The organism is Myxococcus sp. RHSTA-1-4 (assembly GCF_020037125.1).
GTDB lineage: Bacteria > Myxococcota > Myxococcia > Myxococcales > Myxococcaceae > Myxococcus.
Genome location: NZ_JAIQDG010000002.1, coordinates 396,781 through 409,633, shown reverse-complemented (window position 1 = coordinate 409,633; position 12,853 = coordinate 396,781). Strand labels below are relative to the sequence as shown.

Annotated in this window: 10 protein-coding genes; 2 read left to right on the top strand and 8 right to left on the bottom strand. The window is 71.9% G+C overall.

Features of this window, described 5'->3' with window-relative positions; genetic code table 11:
• Positions 1-59: 59 nt before the first annotated feature.
• Positions 60-1,994: a serine protease gene (locus K8638_RS05125; RefSeq protein WP_223753267.1), complete on the top strand. Its 1,935-nt coding sequence runs from the start codon at positions 60-62 to the stop codon at positions 1,992-1,994.
• Positions 1,995-2,077: 83 nt separating this feature from the next.
• Here K8638_RS05125 and K8638_RS05120 read toward each other — a convergent pair whose 3' ends face one another.
• From K8638_RS05120 to K8638_RS05110, 3 genes are all read right to left on the bottom strand, one after another.
• Positions 2,078-2,536, bottom strand: a complete 459-nt coding sequence (locus K8638_RS05120; RefSeq protein WP_223753266.1) for a GNAT family N-acetyltransferase — start codon at positions 2,534-2,536, stop codon at positions 2,078-2,080.
• A gap of 15 nt (positions 2,537-2,551) precedes the next feature.
• Positions 2,552-3,946: an undecaprenyl-phosphate glucose phosphotransferase gene (locus K8638_RS05115; RefSeq protein WP_223753265.1), complete on the bottom strand. Its 1,395-nt coding sequence runs from the start codon at positions 3,944-3,946 to the stop codon at positions 2,552-2,554.
• 218 nt (positions 3,947-4,164) lie between these two features.
• On the bottom strand, positions 4,165-5,307 hold the full coding sequence (locus K8638_RS05110; RefSeq protein ID WP_223753264.1) for a glycosyltransferase: 1,143 nt from the start codon (positions 5,305-5,307) through the stop codon (positions 4,165-4,167).
• A 129-nt stretch (positions 5,308-5,436) separates the two neighbouring features.
• Here K8638_RS05110 and K8638_RS05105 point away from each other — a divergent pair, with 129 nt between their 5' ends.
• Positions 5,437-6,507 (top strand): glycosyltransferase family 1 protein, encoded by a 1,071-nt coding sequence (locus K8638_RS05105; RefSeq protein ID WP_223753409.1) that lies wholly within the window; start codon positions 5,437-5,439, stop codon positions 6,505-6,507.
• 24 nt (positions 6,508-6,531) lie between these two features.
• On the opposite strand, the gene K8638_RS05100 is transcribed toward K8638_RS05105, so the two are convergent.
• The 5 genes from K8638_RS05100 to purD form a co-directional block, all read right to left on the bottom strand.
• The gene (locus K8638_RS05100) at positions 6,532-7,950 is read right to left on the bottom strand and encodes a glycosyltransferase family 39 protein (protein ID WP_223753263.1); all 1,419 of its coding nucleotides are present in this window, start codon (positions 7,948-7,950) and stop codon (positions 6,532-6,534) included.
• 1 nt (position 7,951) lies between these two features.
• Complete coding sequence (locus tag K8638_RS45120; RefSeq protein ID WP_223753262.1) at positions 7,952-9,190, bottom strand: O-antigen ligase family protein; 1,239 nt, start codon at positions 9,188-9,190, stop codon at positions 7,952-7,954.
• Between the two features lie 178 nt (positions 9,191-9,368).
• Positions 9,369-10,484, bottom strand: coding sequence for an LptF/LptG family permease (locus K8638_RS05090; protein ID WP_223753261.1), 1,116 nt, complete (start codon positions 10,482-10,484; stop codon positions 9,369-9,371).
• The gene (locus tag K8638_RS05085; RefSeq protein WP_223753260.1) at positions 10,481-11,590 is read right to left on the bottom strand and encodes an LptF/LptG family permease; all 1,110 of its coding nucleotides are present in this window, start codon (positions 11,588-11,590) and stop codon (positions 10,481-10,483) included. Before K8638_RS05085 ends, K8638_RS05090 begins: the two co-directional genes overlap by 4 nt.
• Entirely contained in the window at positions 11,587-12,852 is a 1,266-nt protein-coding gene (gene purD, locus K8638_RS05080; protein ID WP_223753259.1) for a phosphoribosylamine--glycine ligase, read from the bottom strand. Before purD ends, K8638_RS05085 begins: the two co-directional genes overlap by 4 nt.
• Position 12,853 lies beyond the last annotated feature (1 nt).

The following is a 12,853-nucleotide window of genomic DNA, read 5'->3' as shown; positions in this document are numbered from 1 at the left end:
CCAAGTATAACTGGGAGTGCAGCCCAAGGCTGTGAAGTCCTCATCCCGCAGGAGACCCGATGAAACGCATCCAGCTCGCATGTCTCGCCGCAGCGCTGTCCCTGGCGGCGCCGGCCGCGCTGGCCTCGGCGCCCGTATGCAAGGCGGAGCCCTCCGCCGCCTCGCAGGGGCCCACCAAGGTCGGCGAGGACGTCTTCCGGCGCTTCGAGACGGCGCACCCGTACGCCACCACGGAGCTGCGCTCGGAGAGCGGCCCCGTGCACTCCGACGTCATCAACCACCCCGGCGCTGCCTACATCGCCCCGCACTTCGAGCGGCTGGACCTGGAGGACGGAGACTTCGTCGTGGTGCGCTCGCCGGACGGCTCGCGCTCGTGGAGCTACGACAACTCGCACCCCGCCGCCCGCGACGGCTTCTGGGCCATCCACATCCCCGGCGACACGGCCATCATCGAGCTGCACAGCCGGGACAACTCCGGCCGGCGCGGCATCCTCAACAAGCACGGCTACTCCATCGACCGGTACGCCCGCGGCTTCTCCAACCAGGAGATGGGCTTCGCCAGCTTCAACGAGGCCCTGTGCGGCGCGGACGACTCCGGCTGGGCGCCCTGCTACGCCTCCAGCGACCCCGCCATCTACGGCCGCGCCCGTCCGGTGGCGCGCCTGCTCATCAACGGCTCCGGCGCGTGCACCGGCTGGCTCGTGGGCAGCCAGGGCCACCTGATGACGAACCAGCACTGCATCGGCACCGCCAGCGACGCGGCGAACACCAACTTCGAGTTCATGGCCGAGGGCGCGACCTGCACCACGAGCTGCGCGAGCTGGTTCGGCTGCCCGGGCAACGTCATCGCCGGCGGCACGCTGGTGGCGGTGGACGCCCCGCGTGACTACGCGCTGGTGCAGCTGTCGCAGAACCCGACCGCCACCTACGGCTACCTGCAGCTGCGCTCCACCGGCGCCGTGGTGGACGAGCGCATCTTCATCCCGCAGCACCCGGCCGGCTACGGCAAGAAGATCGCCGTCACGTCCACGGACAGCCGGGACCAGTCCGGCTTCGCCGAGGTCTACAGCCTGACGGAGGCCTCCTGCCAGACGGGTGGCCCCAACGACGTGGGCTACTTCGCGGACACGCAGGGCGGCTCGTCGGGCTCGCCCGTCATCGGCCACGGCGACAACCTGGTGGTGGCGCTGCACCACTGTGCCAACTGCCCCAACCGCGGCGTGCCCATCCAGGCCGTCATCAGCCACCTGGGCACCAGCCTGCCCACGTGTGCCCTGCCCGCCGCCGGCTGCCCGAACCCCAATGGCACCGGCGAGCCGCCTCCGCCGCCGCCCCCGCCTCCGGCCAACTCCTTCACCTACACGGCCAGCAACACCAACAGCGCGCAGCAGAACACCACCAACAAGAAGATTGCCCTCACCGCCGGCCAGAAGCTCACCGTGGCCACCTGCGGCCTGACGGGCACCACCCTCACCGGTGACACCTGGCTGCGCCTGTTCAGCCCCTCCGCCGTCGAGGTGGCCTCCAACGACGACGCCTGCGGCGGCCGCGGCTCCAGCATCACCTACACGGCCACCACCAGCGGCGACTTCGAGGTCCGCGCCGGCTGCTACTCCAGCGGGAGCTGCGGCGGCACCGTGGTGTGGGAAATCACCAACGGCACCCCGCCTCCGCCGCCCACCGGTGGCTCGTTCACCTTCAGCGCCAGCAACACCAACAGCGCGCAGCAGAACACCACCAACCGGGACGTCAGCATCACCGCGGGGCAGAGCATCACCGTGGCCACCTGCGGCCTGACGGGCGCCTCGTTCACCGGTGACACGTACCTGCGCCTCTTCAACGGCGCCACGCAGGCGGCCGCCAACGACGACGCGTGCAGCGGCGTGGGCTCCAGCCTGACGTACACGGCGACGGCCACCGGCACGCTGCAGATCCGCGCCGGCTGCTACAGCAGCAACTCTTGCAGCGGCACCGTGGTGTGGAGCATCCAGTAGCCCCACCGGAGCGGTGAGCCGCCGGGTCCGGGCCGTGGCACCTCGCCGCGGCCCGGGCTCGCGGCACCGGAAGCGCGCGCGCCTCAGCGCGAGCCGCGCCGGTAGACCTCCGGGTCCCACTTCTCCATGAAGCGCTCGGGCGCCTTCAGCGGCGTGAAGCCCTGCTGGGCATAGAGCGAGTGCGCGTCACGCGTGGCGAGCAGCCACCGCCGCAGCCCTTGCAGCTCCGGGTGGCCGACGAGCGTCTCCACCAGCCACCTGCCCAGGCCCTGGCCGCGCACCGCCTCCGCGATGAACACGTCCGCCAGGTACGCGAAGGTGGCGAAGTCCGTCACCACCCGGGCGAAGCCCACCTGCTCCCCCGTGCCGAGCCGGTAGAGGCCGAACGGCAGCGAGTTCTCCACCGCGCGGCGCACCAGCTCCAGGGGAATGCCCGCCGCCCAGTACGAGGACTGGAGGAAGCGGTGCACCACCTCCACGTCCACGCGGGCCCGGTCCGTGCTGATGATGAAGTCGCCCCGCGTCCACTCGTGAAAGTCCACCGCCCGCCTCCGCCTTCAGTACGCGTTCTTCGAGAGGAAGCCGCCCAGCGCCGTGCGCACGAGAATCTTCAGGTCCATCAGCAGCGACCAGTTCTCGATGTAGTACAGGTCGTACTCGATGCGCTTCTGGATGGACGTCTGACCGCGCAGGCCGTTGATCTGCGCCCAGCCGGTGATGCCCGCCTTCACCTTGTGGCGCAGGTGGTAGCGGGGAATCTGCCGCTTGAATTCCTCGATGAAGACGGGGCGCTCGGGGCGCGGGCCCACTAGGCTCATGTCGCCCAGGAGCACGTTGAAGAACTGCGGCAGCTCGTCCAGCGAGTACTTGCGCAGGAACGTGCCGATGGGCGTGCGGCGCGGGTCCTCGGGGGACGCCATCATCGCGCCGCAGTGCTCCGCGTCCACGCGCATGGTGCGGAACTTGAGGATGGGGAAGGTGCGCCCGTCCATACCCATGCGCTCCTGGCGGTAGAGCACGGGCCCGCGGCTGGTGAGCCGCACCGCCAGCGCGGTGGCCAGCATCAGCGGCGAGGTGACGAGGATGGCCAGCAGCGAGAAGAGGATGTCGAAGGCCCGCTTGGCCACCCGGCTCCAGCCCTCCATGGGGTCGCCCTGGAGGCGGATGATGGGCAACCCGCCGAACTCCTCCAGGCCGCCGTAGAGGGTGATGTACTGGTACAGGTCCGGAACGACGCGCACGTCCACCGTGCGCAGCGCGAGCTGCTCCATCAGCCGCTTCACGTGCGCCTGGTCCTCCAGGGGCAGCGCGAGGATGACCTGGTCCACCGGCTGCGCATCCAGAACCTCGTTCACCGAGTCCACGTGGCCGATGACACGCACGCCGCCCACGTACTGGCCCACCTTCTCCGGCCGCAGCGTGAGCACGCCCGTCACCCGGAAGCCCAGCTCGCGGTGGCCCTCCACCGTCTCGATGACCCGCTGCCCCAGCTCCCCCGCGCCGATGACGAGGATGGACTTGAGGTTGTGGCCGCGACGGCGGATCTCACTCAGCACGTAGCGGAACGCCAGCCGGCTGCACGTCACCAGCACGAAGGCGTAGGCGACGAAGATGACCAGCGTGAGGCGCGAGTAGCGCTCACGCGCGAAGTACGTCGCCGCGACGAGGATGAGCGTGGCGGTGATGGTGGACTTGAAGACCTCGAACACCTCGCCCGTGTTCGTGCGCGAGCGGTTGGTGGCGTACAGGCGCGACTGCTTGAACGTCACCGGGAAGATGACGAGCACCATCAACAGCGAAATCAGCGTGTCTTCCCAGGGAGGAATCCCCTCGGTGACGGGAACGATTCCGGAGAAGCGCGTGACGTACGCGAGCGCGAACGCCACCGTGAGCATCCCCATGTCCGCGACGACCTTGATGGATGTGTAGAAACGCTGGAGACGACTGAACACCGAGGCACCCCTGTAGCCTGGTCAACGGGCGGCCACCCCCATGCAAGACTCGCACCCCATACTGACGGGCACGTGGCCTGCCCAACACCGTGTGACGGCCGCGTCTCCTAACACGGAAAAACTTGTGAAACCAACGGGTTGCCTTGACCCCTCCTCCACAGCGTCCTCATGTGGACAGAAGTGGGCCACGGAAGACAGAGAGGGGAGTGACAGCGAAGTCACACCCCCGCGGTCCGGGGTGTGGATTGTTTCCCCACGCGAAGCAGGGCGTCCACCTCGGCCAGCATGGCTCGCTGGAAGGCGGCGCGGCTGAAGCGCTCGGCCTGCGAGCGGGCGTCCTCGGGGCGGAAGCCGGGCTCCCAGGCCTCGAACTGGCGCACGGCGGCGGCGAGCGCGGCGGGAGTCTGCTCGGAGAAGAAGAGGCCGGTGCGCGAGGTGACAGTCTCCAGCGCGCCCCCCTTGCCGTAGGCGATGACGGGGCGGCCGGTGGCCTGGGCCTCCAGCGGGGTGATGCCGAAGTCCTCCTCGGGCGTGAAGATGAGCGCGCGGGCCTCGCGGTAGAGGCCCGGCAGCGCATCGTCCGGGACGTTGCCGAGGAAGCGGATGTGGGGCGGCACCGGACCGGACATGAGGCGCGAGGCCTCCTGGCCCGTGCCCACCACCCACAGCGGCGCGCCCAGCTCGCGGAAGGCCTCCAGCGCCACGTCCAGCCGCTTGTAGGGGGCAAAGGCGCCGAGCCACAGGAAGTAGCCGCCCCGCCCTCCTCCCTCGAGCGGAACGCTGGCGAAGCGCTCCAGGGCCACGGGCGGGTGGACGACGGAGGCCTCACGGCCCCAGAAGCGGCCAATCTTCGCGGCGATGTGGTGGCTGTTGGCGACGAAGCGGTCCACGCGCGAGGCCGACTCCCGGTCCCACCGCTGGAGCCACGGCCGCACGGCGTGGGCGGCGGCGCGCACGGGCAGGTGCGCGCGGCCCGGGCCGAAGTAGTCATCGAACAAATCCCACATGTACCGCATGGGCGCGTGCACGTAGCTGAGGTGCGGGGTGCCCGGCGGGGCGCGCAGCCCCTTGGCGACGCAGTGGCTGGAGGAGAGGACCAGGTCGTAGTGGCCCTGGAGGCGCAGGGCCTCGATGGCGCGCGGCATCAGCGGCAGGAAGTGCCGGTAGCGCGAGTGGATGCCGGGGATGCGCTGGAGGAAGGAGGTGAAGATGCGGCGGGACTCGATGGCCGGGGACTGGCTGCCGGGCTTGTGGACGAGCGTGTAGATGTCCGCGTCCGGGAGGACCTCGCAGAGCGCGTCGAGGACACGCTCCCCCCCGCGGTGGGTGACGAGCCAATCGTGGACCAGGGCGACCTTCACGGAAGCGGCTTCTAGCACCCGGAGCGGGCCGTGCCGAAAGTCAGAAGGCCCGCCCGCCTGCCTGTCCCCCATGAGGGCCGCGCGTGTGGTAGGCCGTGGACCGTGGCTCACGTCCTCCTCGACCTGCGCATGGTGCGCGGCCGGCTGCACGGGATTGCCCGGTACGCCCTGGAGCTGGCGCGGCGGATGCCGGCGCTCGCGCCCGACCTGCGCTTCACCGCCCTGGTGCCGCCCGAGGGGCTGCCGGCCGGGCTGGGCGACCTCACTCCGCCCATGCCCCAGCACCGCGCGCTCGCGGGATTCCTCTCGCCGTTGGAGCAACCCACCCTGCCGGCGGACCTGAGCCGGGTGAGGCCGGACGTCTTCCACGCCACGTCATTCTCCCTGCCTCGGTTCTGGGACGGGCGGCTGGTGGCCACGCTGCATGACGCCAACCACCTGGCACTGGCGGAGCAGTACACGCCGGCGCAGGCGCTGTACTACCGGCTGGTGGTGGGCCCCCGGGCGAGGCAGGCGGCGGCGCTGGTGACGGTGTCGGAGTTCTCGCGCGAGGAGCTGGCGAAGTACCTCAAGCTGTCGCCGTACCGCCTGCAGGTGATTCACAACGGGGTGGACGCGAGCTTCCAGCCGCCGACGCCCGCCGAGGCGAAGGCGTTCCGCGAGCGGCACGGGCTGCCCGCGCGGTACGTGGCGGCGGTGGGCAACGCGAAGCCGTTCAAGAACCTGGCGATGCTGAAGCACTTCGCGGCGGAGCTGCCGGTGCCCATCGTGCTGCTCGCCGGCAGGGGCGCGGTGGCGCACGAGTTGGGCCTCCATGAGAACGTGGTGGACCTGGAGGAGCTGCCCGAGGCGGAGATGCCGCTGTTCTACGGAGCGGCGGCGGCGCTGCTGCTGCCGTCGAAGTACGAGGGCTTCGGGCTGCCGGCGCTGGAGGCCATGGCCTCGGGCTGCCCCGTGATTGTGGCGGACACGACGGCGCTGCCGGAGGTGGTGGGCGGCGCGGCGCTGCGGCTGCCTCCGGACGATGCGGCGCTCTGGCGGGAGACCACGCTGCGCCTGCTGCGCGACGAGGTGCTGCGCGGCGAGCTGATTGAATTGGGCCGTGAGCGGGCCGCGCGCTTCACCTGGGACGACTGCGCGCGGCGCACGCTCGCGGTGTACCGGAGGGTGCTGGAAGCGCCCCCCGAGCGCTCCCGCTGACGCCACGGCCCGGGCTCGCGCCGCTCAGCGGTCTCGAACCAGGAGGACCCAGTCGCGCGCCCGCCGGACCTCGTGCCACCCCGCGGGCATGGACGTCTGGAGCACGCGTTCCTCCACGAGCGCGAGCCGTGCCTCGTGTCCCTCCAGCACGGAGAGCTGGTCCACCGGCTGTGGCGCGAGCCGCCGCTCCGCCGCGATGGCCGCGATGAGGATCCACGCGGGCGTCGCCGCCACCACGGGCACGCGCGTTCCGGGCGCGAGCCTGTCGAACTCCGCCGCGAACTCGCGCGAGGCGACGCACGGAGGTGGCGCCAGGTAGCGGCCCAGCCCCGCCATGGAGGCCACCGCGACGACGAGCGCCAGCCCCATCAGCGCCCTCGCCGCCACCCGCTTCCGGCGCGGCGCCTGGAGCAGGCGCTCCACCCAGGGCGCGGCGGCGGCTCCGGCCAGCAGGGCCAGCCCGGGGTAGGCCACCAGCGTGTGGTTCCACAGCTTGCGCGCCGGCAGGCACAGCCCCAGCAACACGAACAGGCTGAACAGGGCGAGGATGCGAAGCCCCACCTGCTCCTGGGCTCGCGCTTCCTGCCCGGCGCGAGGCTGCCGCACCGCGGTCCACGCCCCCAGCAACACCAGCGGAAGGCCCGGCCAGAAGCGGCTGGCGACGCTCCGGAACGGGAACCAGAACACGAGCTTCCCATCCGTCCGCGTACCCATCGCCGACGCGAGCAACTGCCGCTCCGCATACCCCGACCACCAGGTGCCATCCCCCGCAAAGCGGTCCCACACCAGGAAGCCCGTCACCGGCAGCGCCGCCAGCACCGCCGCCGTGCCTCCCACGAGGAACGGCCGCACCGAGCGCGTCGCCAGCCCCCGCGCCGCGCCCGCTGCGACGATGGGCAACAGCCCGAAGGGCCCCTTGATGAGCGCCGCCGCCGAGCCCGCCACCGAGGCCAGCAACAACGCCCGGAGGCTCCGCCCGTCGAGCAGCACCGGCGCCGCCGCCAGCGTGCCCAGCAGCACCAGGAGCGGGTCCAACCGCGGACGCCCCCCGTAGACGAAGAACGTCTCCGACGTGGCCAGCACCAGCATCGCCAGCAGCCCGGCCCGCGCGCCGCACAGCCGCGTTCCAAGCCACCCCACCAGCGCCACGGTGGCCAGCGTCCATAACGCGTTCAGCGGCCCCAGCGCGCCCTCCCCCACCCAGCGGATGGCCGCCACCTGGGGCCACAGGCCGAAGGGCAGGTGCTCGCGGAACTCGGGGTAGACGTCGGGGAGGTAGCTCGGGTTCAGCCACGTCCCCTGCTCCACCATGTTGCGGGCCACCACCGTGTAGAGGTTCGCATCCCCGTCATCCAGGTGCGCGGCCCAGGGCGCCGCTACCAGCGAGGCCGCGAGCACGAGCACCGCGACGACGGGCCCCCTCCGCGGCCACGCGGAGTCCATGTCAGGCGCTCCGGGAGGCCGAAGCGTCGAGGCCGCCCCGCACGCCCACGGCGAATGCCAGCACGAGCGCCATGGAGAACGGCGCCTGGAAGAGCGGGTCGTGCACCGCGGACAGCAGGAGGAAGAAGCACAGCGCCCCCACCCCGGCGACGCCCGCGGGGTGCGCCAGCGTCATGCGCCGGGCCACGGAGACCAGCAGCACCAGGAAGAACACCAGCCCCGGAAGCCCCAGCTCCGCGGCGACGCTCAGGAGCTGGTTGTGCGCCTTGCCTCGCTGCTCGCGCACGGCAATGGGCGCGGAGGCATCCACCCACTCGCCCGCGCGGAAGCGCCCCGCCCCCGTGCCCGCCACCGGATACAGCTTCACGGCGTCCACGCCCGCCTTCAGCAGCATCATCCGGTCCCCGCTACCCTCGTGCGTGAGGCTGGAGGCGAAGCGGTTGCGGAGCGTGGGCTTCATCCACACGACGCCCAACGCCCCCACCGCCAGCAGCCCTCCCAGCAGCAGTGCCAGCCGCCGGTGCGGCGAGCCCAGCACGAGGACGGCCACACACGAGGCCACGAGCGCGGCGCTCGCGGCGCGCGCATACGGGAACGCGATGACGGCCCCCAGGCCGGCCGCCGCGGCACCCAGCGCCAGCACCCGGTTCCGGCCCTGGGCGCGCAGCCCGAAGGCCAGCAGCACCAGGATGACCAGCGCGCTGACGTGGGCGAACTTCAGCCGGTGGAAGAGCAGCCCGCCGCCCATGAAGCGCGACTCCGCGCCGGGGATGGGCTCGTAGACGCGCAGGAGGGACACCTTGAGGGGCATCAGCGCGGTGAGCGCCTCCGGCTGCGGCCAGATGCCGAAGTGCTGCAGGCCGGCAATCACCGACGACACCAGCAGCACCCCACCCGCGACCCACAGCAGCACGCGTGCCCCTCGCGTGCCCACCGAGCCCAGCGCCCAGACCGCGGCGGGGATGGCCACCCAGTCCACCAGCCGGGCCACGCCGCTGCCGGAAGGCGGGCGTCCCGCGAGCGTCGGCGCCAGCAGCGCCCAGCCCAGCAGCAGTCCCAGGGGCCACCAGCTCCTCAGCCCGGCCTTGAGCGCCGGCCCGCCCGCCCGCCGGGCGGCCCATAGCGCCGACAACATGCAGCCAGCGAGCCCCACCGTGGCCACGGCTTCCGACACCTGCACCCCCACCACCCACGTCACCAGCGCGGCCAGGGGCCAGGACCACCGGGTGGTCCGCCCCACAGGGTGCGTCAGGGGTGTGGCGCTGGACTCGGAGGCAGGGGCCGCCGGGAGGGAATCAGGTGGCGCCGAGGCCCCAGGGGGCTCACGCCAGGAAGAGGTCGACATGGTCTTGACGGGAGGACCCGTGGAGTGCGTCGGCCCTGTGCGTCCTTGAATCCTCACGGTGGCCTATACCCCACTACCTCGCCGCCAGCCAACGGCGTGGCGACGGCAACATTCCCTCCCGCCTCAGCCACACCGCCCCCGCCACCAGCACCAGCAGGAAGGTGGGCATCCACGCGGCGATGAACGGGGACAGCCGCTCCGTGAGCACCAGCGTGCGGCACACCACCATCAACCCCCACATGGCCACCGCCGTGAGCAGCCCCTCGATGATGGCCGCGGTGAGGTGCCCCCGCCGGTTCGAGCGCAGCGCCAGGCCCACGCCCAGCAGCGCCGCGGGCAGCGCCGCCATGGGGTACGCGAAGCGGTTGTGCAGCGCGAGCTCGAACTGGCGCGTCGCGAGCCCCACCTCCTTGCGCGCCGAAATCTGCTCCCGGAGCTCCTCCACGCGCAGCTGCTCCGGCCGTCCCGGCCGGATGCGGAAGACGTTGGCCGCCACGCCCAGGTCGTACTCGGCCGACTCCATCTGCCGCACCGACGTGCGCCCCTCGCCGGAGAAGCCGCGCTCCACCACGCCCGTCAGCCGCCAGCGCGTGCCCTCCACCGAGTGCATCTCCGCCGCGTCCAGGCGCCGCGAGAGCTCGAACTGCTTCGACACCGTGAAGATGGACACGTCCCGGAAGCCGTCCTGCGCGCTGCCCGAGCGGAGGAAGAAGATGTGGTCCCCCCGCCGGAACCACTGCTTGGGCGTGTAGTAGATGCGCCAGTCGCCTCCGCGGTTGAAGCGCTGCGTGGTGATTTCATCCACCCGGCGCCCGGCGTGCGTCGCCACCAGCTCGTCGAAGGCCACCAGCCCCACGCACGCCGCCAGCGCGCACACGAGGATGGGCACGTACAGCGCGGACGGGCCGAACGTCAGTGCCCGGATGGCCGTCACCTCGCCCTGCTTTCGCAGCGCGGACACCGCCGTGCCCGCCGCCAGCAGCAGGGCCGCCGGCCCGAGCTGCTGCACCGACATCAGCGCCTTGTAGCCGTACAGCTTCGCGGCGGCCTCCACCCAGCCGGGCCCCGTGTACGACTTCGCGCGGTCCACGAAGTCCACCACCACGAAGATGACCACCAGCCCCAGGAGGATACCGAGCGCGAAGCGCAGGTACGTGCGCAGCACATAGCCGAAGAGCGTGCCCCTCACCGGACCGTCCCCGAGCGGCTCACGCGGTACAGCGCCACCGCGCCCACCAGCATGAAGATGACGTTGGCGAGCTGTCCCGCCAGCTCCACCGGCAGCCGCCCCTTCTGGCCCATCTGCTCGAAGGCGCGGCTCAGCAGGTAGTAGAGGACGTAGCCACCCAGCGTCAGCAGGTATCCCCACGCCCGCCCCGACTGGCGCCGGCCGATGGCCAGCGGCGTGCCCAGCAGCGCGAAGGCGATGGGCGCCAGCGCGTTGCCCAGCCGGCTGTGCAGCGCCATGCGGAACGAGCGCGGATCCCCTCCACGCTCCTCCGCCTCCTTCGCCGCCTGCATCAGCTCCACGGGCGTCAGCTCCTCCTTCGCGGAGGTGAAGCGGCTGCGCTTGCTCGCGGACACGCCCACGCCCACGCTGATCTCCGACTTGTCGAAGTGGATGACGCTGTAGTCCTCGTCCGCCCGCCCGGAGCGGTGCACCTCACCGTCCTCCAGGGCGAAGCGCAGCACCTCTCCGCGCCCGCTGACGCCCACCTGCCCGCGGTGCGCCAGCACCAGCAGCGGCGCGCTCGCCTCCCGGTCGTCGTGCAGCAGCACGTTCGTCCACCGCCCGTCCGGGGACACCCGCTCCGCGTACAGCGTCAAGTCACTGATGTCCTCGTAGAAGACGCCGGACTTCACGTCGCCCACCACGTTCTTCCGGATGACCTCGCTCACCAGCTCCTTCACGCCGGTGAGCCCCCAGGGCTGCGCGGTGGAGGTAATCAGCAGCATCAGCGCGCTGATGGCCACCGCCACGCCGAGCGGCGCGGCCAGCAGGCGCATCGGCCCCACGCCCAGCGCCTGCAGCGCGGTGAGCTCCCGGTCCTCGCCCAGCCGCCCCAGCCCCAGGAGGATGGCCAGCAGGAAGGCGATGGGCAGCGCCATCATCAGGAAGTGCGGCGACAGGTAGGCAATCAGCCGCCCCAGGTCCACCAGCGTCACCGAGGAGCCCAGCAGCACCTCCGTGCCCCGCAGGAACTGCATCACGAACAGGAGCAGGAACATGAACGCCACCCACACCCCGAGCGGCACCAGCAGCTCCCTGAGCAGGTAGCGGGAAATCCGGTTCACGGCGCCGCCTTCATCCCTCGCGCGCCGATGTCCCGGCGGAAGTGCATGCCCTCGAAGCGCACGGCCGCCGCCGCCGCGTAGGCCCGCTCACGTGCCCGCGCCAGGTCCTCGCCCCGCGCGCACACCGTCAGCACCCGGCCGCCGCTCGTCACCAGCGCGCCATCCTTCGCGTCCACACCGGCCAGGAACACCGTGGCGTCCGCCGGCACCGCGTCCAGCCCTTCAATGGGCTGGCCCTTGCGAGGCGCGTCCGGGTAGCCCTGCGCCGCCATCACCACGCCCACCGACGCGCCCGGGTGCGTCTTCAGCGTCCGGGGCTCCAGCCGCCCGCGCGCGCACGCGTCCACCAGCGGCAGCAGGTCCTCGCCGAGCTGCATCATCAACACCTGCGTCTCGGGGTCGCCGAAGCGCGCGTTGAACTCCAGCACCTTCGGCCCGGTGCGCGTGAGCATCAATCCCGCATACAGCACGCCCCGGAACGGAATTCCGCGCCGGCGCAGCACGGCCAGCGTCGGCGCGACGATGCGCTCCCCCACCTCGGCGAGCTGCGCCTCCGTCAGGAACGGGGCCGGGCAGTACGCGCCCATGCCACCGGTGTTGGGGCCCGTGTCCCCGTCACCCACGCGCTTGTGGTCCTGGGACAGCGGCAGCATCACGTAGCGCTCGCCGTCACACAGGGCCATGGCGGAGACCTCCTCGCCCTCCAGCAGCTCCTCCAGGACCATCGTCTGGCCCGCCGAGCCCATGGCGCCCACCGCGCGCACCGCCTCGCGCGCGGCCTCCACGTCATGCGCCACGATGACGCCCTTGCCCGCGGCCAGCCCGTCCGCCTTCACGACGATGCGGCCCTGCTCCACCGCGTAGGCCTCCGCCTGATTCACGTCCGTGAAGGTGCGGAAGGCCGCGGTGGGCACGCCCGCCTCGGCCATGATTTCCTTGGCGAAGGCCTTGGAGCCCTCGATGAGGGCGGCGCCCCGGACGGGGCCGAAGCAGGGGATGCCCGCCGCGGCCAGCGCGTCCGCCACGCCGGCCACCAGGGGCGCCTCCGGCCCCACCACCACCAGGTCCACGGCCTCGCGCCGCGCCAGCGCCACCACCTCCTCCGGCACGTCCGGCCGCACGGGGACATTGGTGGCCAGCTTCGCGGTGCCCGGGTTGCCCGGGCCACACAGCAGCCGGGTGAGCCGGGGGCTCTGGGACAGCTTCCACGCGAGCGCGTGCTCACGGCCTCCGGAACCGAGCAGCAGGACCTTCACATCCACC